We start from the raw sequence: 17,817 nt of genomic DNA, 5'->3' as shown, positions 1-17,817 counted from the left end.
GCCCTAATCGTACCTAAATCAAGCCGAGCAATCAATAATTTACTAGATAGTCTCTGAATAGAACACTTTGGCGTATAGCAAGTCAATCGCTTGCTCGATGAGCTGCCGATCGGCTGCCGACGCATTTCCTATTCGTTCCTCGAAACGGGCTTGTATATGCTCAAATACTTGATTCATTAAAGCTTGTCCTTTACTGGAGAGCTTAATATATTGTTTTCTTCGGTCCTCGGAGGAGACAGATTTTTCACAAAATTGCTTTTCGATCAGTTTTTTTATTTCCCGGCTCGTATTGGGCATAGACATTTGCTGACAGTCGCTTATTTGACTCAGAGTAACAGGCTGACTTACAGCGATATATTCAAGAATGCCGTACTGCGCAGGCGTAATATCGTCCAGCCTAATATCTTTTGTAATATCATGCTTGACCTGATGCACAGCGGTTGTGAAGTGGACCATTTTTAAAAACAAAGCATGATCATTCATCGCGCTCACCTCTTAGTGCAACAATAGCAAATTAATTATCAATAAACAATTATCATTTGACAACCAAAATGCGGCATGCTACCATTTTGTTGTGCTTATTTATTATCAAATGATAAGTAAAGGGTGATCGCCATGAATATGCTAATTATTTACACACATCCCAATCATCAAAGCTTAAGCTATGCTTTTCTACAAAAAGTTATTGCGGGCAGCCGTGAAAATGCTGCCATAGACGAAATTCAGGTACTTGATTTGTATGAGGAAAATTTTAATCCTGTTCTTGTTTTTAATGAGTACAAGCGCAGGCGGGATATGAAAAATGATCCTGCTTTGCAAAAATACCGTGAACAATTGCTGTGGGCTGATAAAATTGTGCTCGTATACCCGATTTGGTGGGGACGCCCTCCTGCTATGCTGATGGGATATATTGATCAGATGTTTGCTTCGGGGTTTGCATATCGGGATAAAGGCGGCTTGCTGCCTGAAGGATTGTTAAAGAGGAAGTCGGTAGTATGTGTATCTTCTATGAAGGGTCCTGCTCACTATCCCCTGCTGTGGTTAAACAATGCACATAAAGTATTAATGAGAAAAGCGTTATTCAACTATGTCGGAATAAAAAAGGTAAAGTTTTTCGAATTCGGCAGCATGGAAAGCAAAAGGGGGAGACATGATCAAAAGCTTAATAAGGTGTACAGGTATTTTCAGAAGGTCTAAAAAAGGGAATCCGAGCAATCGAGTAGAATAAAAGAATAGCTGCAATTTCTTATACATTTAATGATAATTTGAGGTATTGAAATGGATAAAATACAAATAAAATTCGACCGATTTCCCAATGGGCATACTAAAGCTGCATGCTTTAGCTTTGATGACGGGCGAGAACAGGACCGGCGTTTGGTTGATTTAATGAATCAGTACGGTTTAAAAGGAACCTTTCACTTGAATACAGGATTTTTGGGCAGAGAAGGCTATATTGCGGCAGAGGAAGTAAGGCAATTGTACTTGGGACATGAGGTGTCAGCTCATACGGTGAACCATCCATTTTTGGAGCAGTCTCCTCAGGAGCAGGTTATTGAAGAGATTTTATCTAATCGTGCCGAGCTTGAGGCTTTGGTTGGTTATCCTGTCAGAGGAATGAGCTATCCTTATGGCACTTATAATGACAGCGTAGTAGCTGCCTTGCCTGCTGTTGGCATTGAGTATGCCAGAACGGTGCAGAGCCACGGTCAGTTTGTCATGCCAGCAAACTTGTTAACCTGGCACCCGACTTGCCATCACAAAGGAATGGTAGAGGCGGCTCGTCAATTTGTAGACAGCAAATCGCGATATTCTAGAATGGAGCTTCTATTTGTATGGGGGCATAGCTTTGAATTCGACAATGATAACAATTGGGAGCTGGTTGATCAGCTAGGCAGTGTATTGGAAGAAAGCACAGGCATCTGGATGGCAACAATGTCCGAGCTTGTATCTTATACGAATGCGCTAAAAAGCCTTAGATTTTCAGTTAATCGCAAAATAGTCCATAACCCTTCAGCAGTAGACGTTTGGATCAGTGCTGCAGGAGAATCGGTAGTTATTCCGGCGGGCGCTCTGGTTAATTTATAAGATTCCAAAAAACGCATAACTGTGTGGAGGGAAGATATGAAGCCATTTACGCAGCAGGTAATTGCTATTATTAAGAATATTCCAGAAGGCGGCGTCATGACCTACGGTCAAATCGCCGCTCTGGCCGGCAGCAGCAGAGGCGCAAGGCAGGTCGTCCGCATTTTGCACAGCATGAGTGCTTCTTACGGCCTGCCTTGGCATAGAGTTGTTAACGCCAAAGGGGAAATTGCCATTACGGATGATGAATCAAGATTCAAGCAAATACTATATTTAACATCGGAGAATATTAGTGTTGATGATCAAGGCCGTATCGATTTGGCTAAGTACCAATATTGGCCTGTCTCTAATTTATAAACCGATTGGACTCTATAATAGCATTAGTCGTCGCTTTAAGAGCAGGCAACAGCTGGAGCGCTTCGCGGCTGCGGCTCGCAAGGTCATGGTTCTTTCAAAAACTGCTGGCCAGATGATAATTTCCAAGCACAGCTTGGACCGATGCTAGCTGTTTGCTGCTCATATATGTTACCTCTATTAAAACCTCTTTATAAACAAACTTGCCAAGCTTCGGCGGTGCCTCCTCCTCAGTATCAATGACAACCATGACGTCAATATCCGAAGTATCCGGCACTTCAATATCCTCAGCCCAATCCAGCACCGAACCGCTAAAATAAGCCCCTTTGTAATTTTTCGCTAAACTCGCATTTTCCGTTATCCATTTTTGTACAATATTTTGAGCTTTTCCCACATTCATGCTGTCTCTCCCTCTTTTATTTTGTCGTTTTATAGGCTTTATCGCCATTTTGGTGCCAACAGGGCACAGAATTTCAATTTATTTCATGTTAAAGTCGATATACTCGGTGATCGGCCGACGCTGTTATGGAGCGAAACACTGCGTACTGGGGACTGCGCTCGGTGGTGTACTGTGGCTTGGACCGAAGCACTTATGTCGTAAATTCAATCGTCATTCTACGCTCTCCTGTCTTACACTGGTCCTTACATGCGATGTGAAGTGAGGGGTGTGTTTATATATGCAAATATCGAAATAAGTATGAAAATAAATAAATGGTCGAATATTGTCCTTAATTGTAAGTGGACACACATCGGTCGTCATGTAATAAGCTAGCTATCCTCAACGCATTGGCGCTGAAAAATTAATAACTGCAGCTGTTGAGGCCAAATGTGGTTTTGTTGGTGAAAAACTTGTAACGGTTGCCACAGCCGCTAAAGGGCTGATTTTATGCTGTTTAATTTTTTAACGGTTGTTTTGGCGGCTATTTCGGCATTTTGGCGTATTTTTAGCAGATATTGATTGAATAGCGGCAATGGCAACCGTTAGATTTTAAAACACCTTATTTTTTAACGAATAGGCTCTGTGGCAACCGTTATACCCTGCATTTCCGAGAAATTATAACGAGGAGTGAGGAGAAATTGGGTACGATACCGACAGTTCCTTTGTATACGAAAATTGCATATTTCACACTAAAAATAAAATACGTATCTAAAAGCTATATAGTTTATAAAAAGTAAAAAACGGTTCATTCTGAGTCAGAGATGAACCGTTATAGTAGGTTTAATTATTATATTAAAGAGATAAAGTATCCAGTGGTATTTCGAAGGCGCGTTTAATAACTAAACCGGCAGCAAGCTTTGATTCATCCGGTTTGTTATGAAGGTAGATCATCTGTACGTTATTAACCGTTACTGGCAACTGGTGCATCACTCTAGACTTTATTTCGCCGAACATTTCGGGACTGATAGTATGAATGACGCGGCCAGTCATAAGCAGGCTGTCTGGATTTATGAATGTAATAATGTTGGCCATAGCGATCGAGATGCCATCGACAATTTTTTCGTACAAGCTAAGAAATTTGGGATCTCCTGTTTTGATGCCTTCAGCAAACTCTTCCAGCGTACATTTGATCGATACACCAAGTCCGCTGCTGGAAGCAAGCGTCGTTAAGCAACCCGATCTGCCGCAATGGCAAGGATAAGCGTCTTCCCCATAGAACCCTTTGTAATGCCCGAATTCCCCTGCGACAAAGTTGGATCCCGTTACAATTTGTTTATCGTGAACGATGGTTCCGCCTGTCCCATAATCAAATTTAATGGTGATATTGTTAGCGGATTCCTTCAAGCAGCCGTTCATATTCTCGTTGACGGAGAGAAGATTGACGTCGTTCTCGATGTGCACAGGAATATTATATTTATCTTCAAGCAATTGACTGAGAGGAAGGCGATGAAAACCTATGCCGGGTGTCCGGAGAACGATGCCGTGCAGAGAATCAACCAGACCTTGAATACTGATTCCGATACCTTTTACTTTAGAGGTGTTAGGCACCTGGGTAAGCAGCTCATCGATAACTTCATGGAGCAGTCTTAACAAGACATCTACGGAGCCATATCTGTTAATCGTGCGCTCCGCTGATGCAATTGCTTCTTGACGCAGATTGTACACCTTTCCACGGATGTATTTGCCGGCGAGCTCCAGACCTATGGCATAAAAGTGGCTGCTGTTAATGTGAAGGCCGACTCTCTTTCTTCCGCTTCCTGCTTCCAGATCGATAAGCTCTCCTACTACGATTATTTTTTCCTTTAACAGGCGGTTAACGATATTGGTAACCGTTTGTCTGCTAAGTCCAGTTTTTTCTGCAAGCTCTACGCGAGAGATCGGCCCTTCTGAATAAATAAGAAAAAGAACCTTCTGCTGATTAATTGATTTTAATAACATATGGCTAGTTTGTTTGACCGAATCACTCACGATATGCATCCTCTTTCCGACAACGTTTTATATAATAATCAAGATTCAAAACATTTGATAAATTATGCGCATACTTGCTTCAAGTGTAGCATTAATACGAGGCGAATAAAAGTTGTAAGTTGGATTAAGTCAATTAATGTACATTTTAAATTCTCTGAAAAACGACGATAAATGGCGGTTTTATGCAGCAAAATTCGGACAAGGCAAAAACTCTTAATCCAAAAATACTAAAAAAATGCAACGAATTGTATTGACATTGTGTTAAAAAAAGATATTATTAATTTGTAAACTGATTTGATTAAATATAATAAATCATCGTCTAGAGGAGCAAGTCATGATATGGATTGGATGGATAATTGCAATAGCGGCGATAGCGGTGCTGACTTACATATGCTGGCTGCATGCAGTTATATTAAAACCTGGTAAAGCAGATGCGATTATTGTACTCGGCTATGTATCCAAAGATGGCCAAATACACCCCTTACTTAAGGAAAGACTAGATGAGGCTTACAAGCTATTTCGGCAGTATGGGCACAAATACATCATTGTATCGGGAGGAGCTGTTGGTTCACGTCGCTCGGAAGCAGAACTAATGAAGAAGTATCTGGTTGAGAAGGGCGTTCCGGCAAAAAGAGTGCTGGAAGAAGATAAGTCCTACAATACGGTTCAGAATTTAATTTTTAGCAAGCAATTAATGGAGCAGTACCAATTGAAATCTTTTATTATTATAACAAATTTATTCCATATCCGCCGCACAAAGTATATTATGAATCGTCTTGGCATAAAAGGCGGTTTCTGTGCTAATCGAAGTATTAGAAGCATAATTGCATTACAGCTGAAATTAACCTTTATGGAAATTCGGGCATTTCGTTTAACGCTGCCGATTATTAGAAGGGCAATCAATGATCAAAACAATGGATAAAAAGGTGCTTGCTCGACTAATTTAGTAATCAAATTGAAAACGGTTACATGATTTTGGGAGGTGAGGCTTAAAAGGCCAAGTCCAGTAGTTATTTACAAATTATTTACCCTGATTTGATTGGCGATTAACAAAACACAGTTATGCTTAAATAGTTAATCCAATTTATTTATTAATTAAAAGGGGGAAGCAAAACAATGTTTAACGGAAAAACGAAACGATTAATGAGTACGGGTGTTGCAGCGATATTATCTTTAACCATGCTGGCTGCTTGTGGCGGAAACAGCGGAAAGAACGAGCCTAGCCCAAGTACTTCTCCAGCGGGTTCGGATAAGCCGGCCGCGACTGCTGAAGCAGATGTTTACGAGAATGGATTGCCGAAAAATGTGGAGGTTACGCTTAAAGTCGGTCAGCAGGTAGGAGGTTACGGACGTGAAGGGTTTGATAAAATGGTGGCATCCTTCACCGAGAAATACCCGAATGTCAAGTTTGACGTTACAGCATCATCGGATATGAAAACAATTCTTTCTACTAAAATTTCAGCAAACAACGATAAGGATATGTTCGATTTGTTCAATACTGCTCCTTCCGGTGCTTCCGGCGGTATTGTAGCGTTGGCTGAAGCCGGTAAGCTGGAGCCTCTAGATGATATTTGGGACTTCAAGCTTATCGATATGCCTGACAAAACGGTGAAAGACCTTAGTATGCCGGGAGTTTATGAATCTACGCCGCAGATTCAAGGAAAGAGGTATGAATTCGCAATCTACACTAGCTTCGGAGGGTTATTCTTTAATAAGAAACTGTTTGAAGAGCATGGCTGGAACCAAAATCCGAAAACATGGGAAGAATTTAAATCGTTGTTAGCGGATATTAAGGCAGATGGTATTTATCCAATCACGTTCCCGGGCATGCACCCAAGCTACCACAACTGGGCTTTCGGAACAGCCAAAAACTTTGAACTAGCTGATATTAATGGTCATGTCGATGAATTTATCGAAGACTACAGAACCTACGGTTTACCGCAATACACAAATCCTGAAACGGTCGAAACCTGGACACGCTTATATGAGCTTGGAAAAGAAGGTTATTTTGCAGAGGGACTTCCAGCTTTGAACCATACGCAATCACAAATGCAGGTTATTCAAGGTCAAGCGGCGATGGTATCGACAGGGACACACGTCGAAAATGAGATGAAGGAAGCGACGACTGCGGATTTCGAATGGGGTTATATGGCCGTTCCGTTCCGTGAAAGCGAAGACCAAAAGCTTTGGATCCGCAGTGGTACTACAGGCTTCAACTACATTTGGGCTGGTAAACCGGATTTGAATAAAAAGTGGGCCAAGGAATTCATCCTTTGGCAGCTTACTCTTGAAAATCAGCAAGAAGCCGCGGAAACTGTTGGCGCACTGCCTTTGCGTAAGGATTTGATCGATGATCCAGCACGGGCAGAAAGACTTATGAGTTCGACTAAAGCTGTTCTCGAATATATTACGAAGAATGATGCCCAAACGTTTAAAGCAAGTCGAACAGTTAGTATTTCCGATCCGAATCTTGCTCAAGCAGAAAAATTATTGGATGAAAATATTGTGAAATTTGCTATGGGCAAGCAGGATCCGAAACCGATTCTGGAGCAAGCTGAAGAACTGCTGAAGAAAGCTGTAGAGGCTGAAAAGAAAAAATAAGAAATGATGGAGCGGGGAGGATTCATCTCCGCTCTTCCATTTTAAGATAGGAGTTGACCTCTCGTGTCTGATTCAACTGTTGTGAAGACACCAAAGACCCCTACACGCAAGCTGGGTCTAGATAAAGCGAATACGCAGAAGTGGATATTTCTGTTCATAGCTATCGTGCCTCCCTTTGGCGGCTATTTGCTTTTTACGTTGTTTCCGAACATTTTATCGGTTTATTATGCGCTGCTCGATTGGGATGGATTTACGGATGCAACGTTTGTCGGGCTGTCCAATTTCATCACCGCATTTGGAGATAAATATGTGTGGCGTGCACTTACCCACAATTTGATTTTTATGATAACAGTGCCTTTCTTTGTTATTATCATCTCTTTGCTCCTTGCCTATTTAATTACAAATAAAACGTATAGAGAAAACAAATTTTTGAAGGTATTGTTTTTCTTTCCGAATGTGTTATCTACGGTCGTAGTCGCTCTCCTCTGGGCTTTCATTTATGATGGATCGTACGGTTTGTTGAATGGGCTTCTGAAATTTGTTGGCATTAATATCGGTAATTTCTATTGGCTAGGCAATGAAGGAACAGCCCTTGCGTCGATTATCCCGGCATGGGTATGGGGCGGGGTCGGCTTGTATGTCATTATTTTTGCCAATGCGATGCTGGCGATTCCAAAGTCATTGTACGAGGCGGCGATTCTTGAAGGAGCCGGACATATGACACGCTTGTTTAAAATTACAATGCCGCTTGTTACGCCAATTATTCGCGTCAGCGCGTTGTTCCTCGTTGTTGGCACGATGAAGGGCTTTGAAATCATCCTCATTATGACAAATGGGGGGCCATATGGTTCAACGGACGTCATCGGCCTCTACATGTTTAACTTAGCTTTTGGAGAAGAGTATCGGAATTATGGCTACGCTTCCGCAGTCGGTATGATTCTGTTCGTTATATTAATAACGGCGAAGCTGTTAATTGATAAATTTGTGCCGAACAAAGGCTACGAGTATTAGTTTCCATATGAAGGTTCGGAGGGATAAGGTTGAAGGAAAAACGAACGTTAATGGACGTTGTGTGGCGTGTGCTGCTTTATGCCTGGTCGCTGACCATTTTATTTCCGCTGATTTGGGTTATCTATGAATCGCTGAAAAGTAATCCTGAGTTTTTTCAAGATATATGGGCGCTGCCATCAGAATTGAGATGGCAGAATTATACGAAAGCATGGAATCAATACGGTTTCGGGCAATCACTCTTAAATACTCTTTATTATGTTGGTGGAAGTCTAGTGCTTGGCCTTTTCTTCACGACAATTAACGCCTATGCGCTTACTCGAATGAATTTTAAAGGTAGAAAATTGATTTGGGGTTTGATTATGCTGTCCCTGTTCCTGCCTGGCATCAATGCGCTTGTACCTCAATATGTGATTATGCGGGAACTGGATTTGACCAATAGCTTAACCGGATTAATACTGCTGTCCAGTCTTGGGGAAAGTGTGTTCTATCTTATGCTGCTTGGGGGTTTTATGAGCTCTCTGCCCTTGGAGCTTGAGGAAAGTGCAACGATGGATGGCGCTACGTTATTCCAAAAGTTTTGGCGTGTTATCGTTCCTTTGTCTACGCCGGGAATTGTAACCGTTGGAGTATTCAAGTTCCTAGGGTTCTATAACAATTTTTTGGCGCCGTTCATCTATTTAAGCGATCCAAAAAAATATCCGATTGCAGTGCAAATGTATTCTGCGAATAAGCAAATGGAGTTCACCGCAGATTGGGTAACTTTGTTTGCCGGTGTTACCATTGCCATGGTGCCATCCATTATTATATATATTTTGTTCCAAAGACTTCTTATGGAAGGCGCGACGATGGGAGCGGTGAAGGGATGAGTGTCATGCAGCAGGTAAAAGCAAAGTATAAGCTAATTGCGTTGGATCTGGACGGGACCCTCCTGACGGATCGGGAGGAAATTACGGAAGAAACTAAAAAATGGATTCAATATGCCGTAGATAACGGAGTTAAAGTTATATTTTCTACCGGGAGAGGCTTTCAAAATTCGAAGGGCTTCTGGGATGAGCTTGGGCTTGATTCCCCGATGGTGCTGCTCAATGGCGCAGAGATTTGGGAAGGGCCGGGCAAGCTTAAAAACCGCGTTTTTATTCCTCGTGACACGATTCGCAACATTCACGCCATTGCTGCAGAACGGGGCGGTTGGTATTGGGGCTACAGTGTAGAGAGTCTGACAGGCGCCAAGGACTGGACGCCGGAGATGTTCGAGCGGGATTGGATGAAATTCGGCATTGGCAGCAATGATCAACAGAAGCTTGCTGAAATAAAGGAAGAGCTGCTCAGTTGGGGGACGCTCGAGATTACCCGTTCTGCCCCTGTCAATATGGAGATTTCAGTGAAAGGCATTACAAAGGAAAGCGGAGTCCGCCAGGTTTGTCAGATGCTCGGCTTGTCTATGTCCGATGTATTCGCCATTGGTGACAGTGATAATGACGCAAAGCTGCTGAAGGCGGCAGGTCTCGGCGTGGCGATGGCCAACGGCGAGGAGCATATCAAATCAATAGCGGACGTGGTTACATCTACCAACAACGAGGATGGCGTTGCCCGGGCAATTCGGAAGTATGTATTTCAAATCGAGTAACGCAGCAGACGTATGCTGGTAAATATAGTGGGGGGAGTAGTTATAGATGGCCGTTCAATCGAAAGAAATAAACTTGGATCAACTGGGCGGAACTATATACCCGGAGACAAAAAATGGTGAGCAGTTGAAATGGTATTCTCCGCTTGTGGCGCCCTTTCATGTCGCCGGCTTCCCATGGCTCGCGTTGGATAAGGTTTACAGACGCCTGCCCTTGGCTTCCCAAGCTGTCGTACCGCCAGCAGTAGATACACTTGCTTATTGTACGGCAGGCGGGCAAATTCGCTTTCGGACCAATTCTTCACGGTTGGTCATAAGGGTACGTCTTGCCGGACCTGCCAATATGCATCATATGCCGTCTACAGGGCAGTGCGGGTTTGATTGTTATCTTGGAGAGCCAGGAGAGCAGCACTTTATCTCCACGGCTATATTTAAGCCAACGGCAACTGAATACGAATCACAGTTATACCAATGGGACGAGCAAAAAAATGTATCTGTCACCTTAAACTTCCCGCTCTACCAGGGGGTAGAGGAGGTATGGATCGGTGTAGATAAGGATGCAGTCATAAGCGAAGCGCCTGCCTATGCAAGCAATAAGCCTGTCGTTATATACGGGACCTCGGTAACACAGGGGGGATGCGCCTCCCGTCCGGGTATGGCTTATTCTAATATTCTTAGCCGTATGATTCCGGTAGAGTTTGTGAATCTTGGCTTCTCCGGAAATGGGAAGGGCGAGCCTGAGCTCGCGCATATCATTTCGGAAATCGAGCAACCGGCGCTTTACATTCTTGATTACGAAGGGAATACAGGCGAGGTGGAAAATATTACGCGAACGCTGCCTGAATTCATCCGTATTTTGAGAGCGCGGCATCCAGTAGTTCCTATACTAGTTGTGTCCAGGATTCGCTATGCCGGAGACCGGTTCTATGAAGGGAGAAGGGAGCTTTATAATAGCCGCAGGCTGGTCCAAATCGAGAATGTTGAACAGAGGCAGGCAGAGGGGGACAATAATATCCACTTCGTTGACGGTACTAAGCTGCTAGGCGAGGATTCCGAGAGTGAGTGCACAGTTGATGGAGTACATCCAACCGACCTCGGATTTTTGCGCATGGCACAGTCGCTTGCGCCTATAATTATGCCATTGTTACGACTGTGAATAAGATAGATGATAGAAACAGCCTTCAGACTGCAGCTTTTTCGGTTTAAGGGCTGTTTGTCATACGCTTCATGCTGCATTTAATATTGGCAAGATCGTTTATGGATATCAGACACCTAATATTACTTTTTGAGCCGAAAAGGAGAGAGCTTGATGAAGTCCAATAGTAGAAACCTGCCTTTAATCGTAATGGCCTGCTTTATTGCTGGAGTCGTTAGTCTTTGTTACGGCATTATGGTATTCGCTTCTGAGAAAGAAGATAGTGCTTCTAAAAAAGATAGAGCTGAGTACTTAGGATCTACATTGTTCAAAGGTCACATGCATACCCATACCTCTCTCAGTGATGGGATATTGTTACCTGATGATGCTTATAAATTTGTGAAGGCTAATACAGATTTTGATTTTTACGCAGTGACTGAACACGACGTGACTTATGACATCAGTACGGGCAGTGATTTTATTACTAATGTCCAAGACTCTTATTCCGAAGAATACAAATTGCTGCATGAGCAATCAGATGCTCACAATAGTGATAACGAATTTATTACGCTGCCTGGTACGGAAGTCACTTGGTACGATGAATCGGGTCATATCAACTTATTTAATGCCGCATGGTTTGCAAGAACACATGGACTAGGTGCGGATGGCACGTGGGGCTGGAGCGACATAAAATACGATTTGCCTACCTTTTACGCAAGACTTGCCCAAGACCCTGATGCTATTGCTCAATTTAACCATCCGCGCTCGTCAGGAAACTGGAGTTTCTCTGAATTTAAACACTATAACCGAGATGTTGACAGAAATCTTAATATGATAGAATACAAATCCTCAAATGATTTTGCCATCTATACCAAGGCACTGGATCGAGGCTGGCATATTTCTCCTGTGTTTGGCGGAGACGAGCACAAAGGGAATTGGGGTATGGTTCAACCCCATGTAACCGGTATGTGGGCAAATAACTTATCTAGAGACGGCCTTTACGAGGCGATGCGAAATCATCGCACCTATGTATCATTTGATCGTAATTTAGAAATGGCGGTTTCGGCAAACGGTCAGATGATGGGGGCGATCCTTCCAGCTAGTACAAATGAAATTCAACTTTATGTACGGATAAATGATCCTGATGCTAACGATTATTTGGATAAAGTCGTTGTATACAAAAATAGCGGCGAAGTGGTCAAGGAGTACCAAAATATTGCCAGCAATCAATTTGAAATGGAAGAAACCTTTGCAAGTGCAGACGGGGATTATTTCATCGTTAGAGCTTTCCAAGAAGACGGCGAAGAAGCCGTAAGTGCTCCAATTTGGATTGGCGATGAAACGAGGGGCACGGTGCATGCGCCTGAAATTACGGTCCATGGACAATTTTCAGACACGATTGAGCTTGGGGATCAAGTAGAAGTGCTGAGCGCTTCGGCGACGGATAATCTCGGTCAGCCTTTATCGGTGGAAGCAATCGTTTTAAATGATAAGGGAGAAGTAGCCGTTGCGGATCAGCATTTCAAGGTCGATATGTACGGGGAATATTTTATTAAGTATGCGGCAACCGATCATCAAGGAAATACACGTGTTGAGCTTATCCGGTTGCTTGTTGCTCAACAAAATTTAGATACTGATAAAATTTTAAATGAATTTAAACCAATTGTTAATGTAGGCGAAAATGAACATGAAGTGGGAATAAATTTAGTGACGGATAAGGCATTGGAAGCATCGTATGTTCAGTTCAAACCTGAATCAGAGGCGATGTGGGATAATGCTGAAGTGGTACAGGCGAATGTCTCTTATTTTCAAGCCGCGTACGGCGACACGTTTGCAAAGAGTAATTACCGTGTGCTTGCAGCTCATGAAGCCGATTTAACAGATCTAGACTTAGGGACTAGGTATGAATATCGGTATGGGGTTTCGCCGACTGGACCTTGGAGCAGCAGTTATAGCTTTAGGACCGCGCCAGCTTCAGAGGAAGCCGTTATGTATGTAATGGGCGATCTTGAAGTTTCAGATCGAAATCCGGAAAGTTTCAAGCTCTTTAGCGATATGCTGGATGTTTTGCAGGAGAAAAATTCAAACGGACAGGCTGTGATCCAAGTCGGGGACTTGGCCTGGCTTGGCGGCAATATTTATGCATGGGATGATGTGTTTGACAACATTTATAACAACACCCTGGATCTTATTTCTGCTCATATTGTCGGGGATCGTGAACATGTGACGGATCGGAAATTCGGAGCATTTTCCGGTTTTTTCAACTTGCCGAAAAACGGTGAAGGCAGTTATCGGGAAACGAATTATTCGTTTGATTATGGCGATATGCATATAGCTGTTCTGAATACTGCGCTGGATTTCGACAAGCAGCTGTCATGGCTGGAAAAAGATTTGCGGGCAACCGACAAAAAGTGGAAAATCGTTATGGGGCATTATCCTTATTACGGCGGACAATCTGGCGATGAGACCGGTATGAACATTATGAGAGCGAAATTGTCTCAAGCATTTGAACAGCTTGGCGTCAGCTTGTACATTGGCGGCCATGATCACGTATATAAACGGACAACAATACGAAACGGTGTAAAAGATATATCCGAAGAAGCGATGAATCTGGGTACAACCTTTGTGACGGTTGGTTCATCAGGTCCAACGTTCTATGATAATAAATCATTTGACTGGGATCATATCGTTTATGATGAAAATAAGCAAACAGGTGTTATTTTAGAATCTAACGATCAATCTCTCACTTTGAAGGCTTATAACAACGACGGTGTTGAAATTGATTCATTTACGATTAAACAACCTGAAAATTATATGAACTTAACAAGCGCGATTGTAGAAAATAACGTCTTGAAGGGCGTTGGGGTATTAAATTACCCGAACTCGCTTGAACGTGTAACTATTATCGGTGAAAAGCGTGATCATACAGGTGAACAGCTGTTAGAAACGGTTATCCAGGAAGCAACGCTGGAACATCTCGGACGAGAACAAATCATCTTATTTGACAGCCCGCTTGCATTTGGCGATGAAAATACGATCGTCGTAAGACTGGTTAATAATCCAATCGACAGAGAGCCGTTAACGGATCCTTTAATAGCTAAAGAAGGAATGCTGGGTGATGGATCGGAAGATAACCCTTATCAAATTAAAAGTGCCAGCGGACTTAATAAAATGCATGAGTTCCCGGACAAACACTATATTTTAGATCGTGACATCGATGGTAATGGCATGTTTTTTGAAGCAATTGGCGCTAATGAAACTCCATTTACCGGGACGTTTGACGGGCAAGGACATACGATTACAGGCGTTATTGTTTCCTCAGGCGGTGCGGGTCTCTTTGCCGTTAATGAAGGGATTATTCGAAATGTAGGAATCATCAATGCTGACATCGATGTTCGCCGGAGTAATGTCGGGATTCTGGTTGATCAGAATGATGGAATAGTGGAATACGTCTACAGTACTGGATCGATTAGAGGCAATTCTACCGTTGGCGGGCTTGTGGGCTTCTCGAACGGTACCGTAAGAAACAGTTATTCAACAGCTCGTATCAGTGCTCGCGGAAAGCAAGCCGGCGGTATTATCGGGATTACAAATCGGGGCAGTGTCACAGAACAAGTCTATGCAATGGGAGCCGTTGTAGCAGAAGAATCAAATGCGGGCGGCATCAGCGGATACGGATATAACAATACGGTTATTCAAAATAGTATGGCATTAAATCCATCTATTGTTACAGGTACTGCATCTAATAGAATTGTCGGCAGAGTTTTAGCTGGAGATACCGCAACCTTAGTAAATAATTATGCAGATGAAAATATGTTTGTAAGCAGTGAGAATGTTACAGTGAACGATCCAAATAATGAAAAGGGACAGGGTGTAAGTATAGAAGCATTCACAAAGCCATCCTTTTTCGCGGAGACCCTCGGTTGGGACTTTGATTCTATCTGGATCTGGAATGAAGATGCGAAGCGCCCATTACTGCAAAGTAATTTGGAACAAATTAATGAAAATAATAGGCCAAAGCCGAAGCTTGATCAAAACGAAGATGGGTACTACATCATCCGTTCGATTAATGAATTAAAGACCATTTCAGAATTCCCGGATGAAAATTATATTTTGGAAAATGATCTAGATTTCGAAGGAAAGCTTTTTGAGCCTTTATTTAAGGGGATGCCTTTCCTTGGCGTTTTTGATGGAAATAATAAATCCTTATACAATTTTAAATCAGAAAATGGCGGCTTATTCCATCTTAATGGCGGAACGGTTAAAAACGTAGCCATGATAGATGCCAGCGTCACTGGCGGGAGTAATATAGGCATACTCGTTAATACGAACAATGGAAAGGTAGAGAATAGTTTTGTGACGGGCTCAATCGCAGGCTCCAGCACAGTGGGCGGTCTAGCGGGCTATTCCAATGGCATTGTGAGAAACAGCTATTCTACTGCAGATGTAACTGCGCAGCTGAACCAAGCTGGCGGTCTAATCGGAATTACAAACTCGGGCAGTTTAACGGAAAATGTATACGCGTCAGGAGCTGTTCTGGCGCTTAGAAGCAATGCAGGCGGAGTGACTGGCTATGGCTATAATGATACGGTTGTCAGAAATGTCATTGCTCTTAACCCTTCAGTCGTCACGCCGACCATGGCGAACCGTGTGGTGGGACGCGTTCTTGCCGGGCATACTGCAACGCTTGAGAATAATTATGCTTTTGACGGCATGATTGTGGATAAAGAAGGCGAAAGTATAGGAGCTGCTGATAACAGAAAAGGTTTAGGACTATCCCAGCAAGAGGTTGAAAACCCTAGTACGTATACCGACAGGTTGAAATGGGATTTTGTGTCGGTTTGGATGTGGAATGATGCTTTAAAACGTCCGGTATTAAGCAGTAATCCTGAAGAGGCAAAAGAGCCAGTAGTGCCACTGGAGAGAAATGAAGCAGGTTATTACAAAATCAAATCCATCGCAGATTTGAACGTTATGGAAGTCTTCCCGGCAGAAAAATTTATTTTAGATAATGATTTGGATTACTCTGGGCAAACGGCGGAATCACTTTTTAAAGTTGTACCTTTCACCGGTGTTTTGGATGGCGACGGGAAGAAAATATATCATTTTAATTCTTCGAGCGGCGGTTTATTCCATCTCAATGGCGGAGTGATTAAAAATATAGCTATGATCGATGCCAGCGTCACTGGCGCGAGTCGAATAGGTATACTCATCAACACGAACAATGGTGAGTTAGAGAATAGTCTTTCAACAGGCTCAATTACAGGCTCCAGCACTGTAGGCGGCTTGGTAGGCTATTCCAATGGTATCGTAAGAAACAGCTATTCTACCGCGGATGTAACCGCTCAGGTAAGTCAGGCCGGCGGCCTAATTGGAATTACGAACACAGGCAGCTTAACAGAAAACGTGTATGCGTCTGGAATCGTTCGGGCGATTACGAGCAATGCGGGCGGAGTGACTGGCTACGGGTATAATGATACGGTCGTCAGAAATGTCATTGCCCTGGGCCCTTCGGTTACAGCGCCAACTATGGCAAACCGTGTGATGGGACGAGTTCTTGCGGGGCACACTGCTACTCTCGAAAATAATTATGCATTTGACGGCATGATTGTGAATAAAGAAGGTGTGGCTGAAGGAGCATTAACAACCCTTAAAGGACTTGGACTTTCCGAAATTGAAGTGGAAGACCCGTTAACCTATATGGACAGGTTAGGGTGGGACTTTAACGATATTTGGTTATGGGATGATGTTGCTAAACGACCTGTTTTACAATCTGTATCAGAAAACGATGAAGAACCGATTACACTGACTGAGCTTGAATTCGAAGGGCCGGCTGCACTGGTTGTTGGAGAGAGTGATAAAACGACGACTACCGCTGTGTACAGCGATGGAAGCCGTGAAAAGGTGGAGACAAACGTCACCTATACAAGCAGTAATCCAAGTATAGCGGAGATCAGCGCTGCTGGCGTAATAACGGCGAAGTCGGAAGGGACCGTACTTATCACGGCGGAGCACGAGGGCTTAGTTTCATCCTATGAGCTGATCGTTGTCAAGCCTGAGCCTGAAAAGCAGCTGATTCGCTTGGAGCTTAGCGGATTGGATCCGCGTATGCAAGTGAAAGGTACCTTAAGCTTAGTCCTTACCGCAATCTATGATGATGGAACAAGACAAACGATAAGCGATGGTGTAACGTATACAAGCAGCAAGCCGCGGGCAGCAACTGTATCTGAATATGGTGTAGTAACTGCTCATCACCCAGGTGCAGTAACGATTACCGCTACTTACCAAGGGAAAACAGCTACCTATAAGGTAAGAATTAACGCAGCGGGCGGTATTTCCTTTTAAAATTGAGCTTCGTTTAAAATCAAATCGGCCAATTCTGGCCGAATAACGAACACTTCCAGGAAGACTGTTGATTCATTGTAGGCAACGATTGGAAGCAATGGCCAATTTTATCCTTCCAAGCGTGGTTTACACAAAAACACTTTTGCTGTAGCATTTAATATTGAAATTGAGAAGAAGCTTTACTATAATTTGGTTATTTCTATTTATAATGGAGGGAACAGAATGAAAGCAGCAAAGCCGCTTGTAATTGCGCATCGC

13 protein-coding genes are annotated in these 17,817 nt (G+C 43.2%); 10 read left to right on the top strand and 3 right to left on the bottom strand.

From position 1 onward, the window contains the following. Positions 1-42 precede the first annotated feature (42 nt). Positions 43-483 (bottom strand): MarR family winged helix-turn-helix transcriptional regulator, encoded by a 441-nt coding sequence (locus ACRRU2_RS08505; protein ID WP_331697428.1) that lies wholly within the window; start codon positions 481-483, stop codon positions 43-45. Positions 484-615: 132 nt separating this feature from the next. On the opposite strand from ACRRU2_RS08505, the gene ACRRU2_RS08500 reads away from it, so the two are divergent. From ACRRU2_RS08500 to ACRRU2_RS08490, 3 genes are all read left to right on the top strand, one after another. Next, on the top strand, positions 616-1,197 hold the full coding sequence (locus ACRRU2_RS08500) for an NAD(P)H-dependent oxidoreductase (protein ID WP_432500786.1): 582 nt from the start codon (positions 616-618) through the stop codon (positions 1,195-1,197). A gap of 81 nt (positions 1,198-1,278) precedes the next feature. Further along, positions 1,279-2,085 (top strand): polysaccharide deacetylase family protein, encoded by an 807-nt coding sequence (locus tag ACRRU2_RS08495; RefSeq protein ID WP_331697426.1) that lies wholly within the window; start codon positions 1,279-1,281, stop codon positions 2,083-2,085. Between the two features lie 36 nt (positions 2,086-2,121). Next, positions 2,122-2,439, top strand: a complete 318-nt coding sequence (locus ACRRU2_RS08490; protein ID WP_432500785.1) for an MGMT family protein — start codon at positions 2,122-2,124, stop codon at positions 2,437-2,439. A 94-nt stretch (positions 2,440-2,533) separates the two neighbouring features. On the opposite strand, the gene ACRRU2_RS08485 is transcribed toward ACRRU2_RS08490, so the two are convergent. Together ACRRU2_RS08485 and ACRRU2_RS08480 are read right to left on the bottom strand one after the other, a co-directional pair. Then, positions 2,534-2,836 (bottom strand): hypothetical protein, encoded by a 303-nt coding sequence (locus ACRRU2_RS08485; RefSeq protein WP_432500783.1) that lies wholly within the window; start codon positions 2,834-2,836, stop codon positions 2,534-2,536. Between the two features lie 831 nt (positions 2,837-3,667). Then, complete coding sequence (locus tag ACRRU2_RS08480) at positions 3,668-4,852, bottom strand: ROK family transcriptional regulator (protein ID WP_432500782.1); 1,185 nt, start codon at positions 4,850-4,852, stop codon at positions 3,668-3,670. Positions 4,853-5,177: 325 nt separating this feature from the next. On the opposite strand from ACRRU2_RS08480, the gene ACRRU2_RS08475 reads away from it, so the two are divergent. The 7 genes from ACRRU2_RS08475 (at position 5,178) to ACRRU2_RS08445 (ending at position 17,559) form a co-directional block, all read left to right on the top strand. Beyond that, positions 5,178-5,765, top strand: coding sequence for a YdcF family protein (locus tag ACRRU2_RS08475; protein ID WP_432500780.1), 588 nt, complete (start codon positions 5,178-5,180; stop codon positions 5,763-5,765). 194 nt (positions 5,766-5,959) lie between these two features. Continuing rightward, positions 5,960-7,444: an ABC transporter substrate-binding protein gene (locus ACRRU2_RS08470; protein WP_432500779.1), complete on the top strand. Its 1,485-nt coding sequence runs from the start codon at positions 5,960-5,962 to the stop codon at positions 7,442-7,444. 63 nt (positions 7,445-7,507) lie between these two features. Beyond that, entirely contained in the window at positions 7,508-8,455 is a 948-nt protein-coding gene (locus tag ACRRU2_RS08465) for a carbohydrate ABC transporter permease (protein ID WP_432500778.1), read from the top strand. A gap of 29 nt (positions 8,456-8,484) precedes the next feature. After that, the gene (locus ACRRU2_RS08460; RefSeq protein WP_432500777.1) at positions 8,485-9,321 is read left to right on the top strand and encodes a carbohydrate ABC transporter permease; all 837 of its coding nucleotides are present in this window, start codon (positions 8,485-8,487) and stop codon (positions 9,319-9,321) included. After that, entirely contained in the window at positions 9,318-10,082 is a 765-nt protein-coding gene (locus ACRRU2_RS08455; protein ID WP_432500776.1) for a Cof-type HAD-IIB family hydrolase, read from the top strand. Before ACRRU2_RS08460 ends, ACRRU2_RS08455 begins: the two co-directional genes overlap by 4 nt. 46 nt (positions 10,083-10,128) lie before the next feature. Next, positions 10,129-11,235: an SGNH/GDSL hydrolase family protein gene (locus ACRRU2_RS08450; protein ID WP_432500775.1), complete on the top strand. Its 1,107-nt coding sequence runs from the start codon at positions 10,129-10,131 to the stop codon at positions 11,233-11,235. Between the two features lie 153 nt (positions 11,236-11,388). Then, positions 11,389-17,559: a CehA/McbA family metallohydrolase gene (locus tag ACRRU2_RS08445; protein ID WP_432500774.1), complete on the top strand. Its 6,171-nt coding sequence runs from the start codon at positions 11,389-11,391 to the stop codon at positions 17,557-17,559. Positions 17,560-17,817: the final 258 nt, after the last annotated feature.

The sequence above is a fragment of the Paenibacillus sp. GXUN7292 genome (genome assembly GCF_050864975.1).
GTDB lineage: Bacteria > Bacillota > Bacilli > Paenibacillales > Paenibacillaceae > Pristimantibacillus.
The sequence above is the reverse complement of the archived record's forward strand: the minus strand, read 5'-3'. Positions and strand labels throughout refer to the sequence as shown.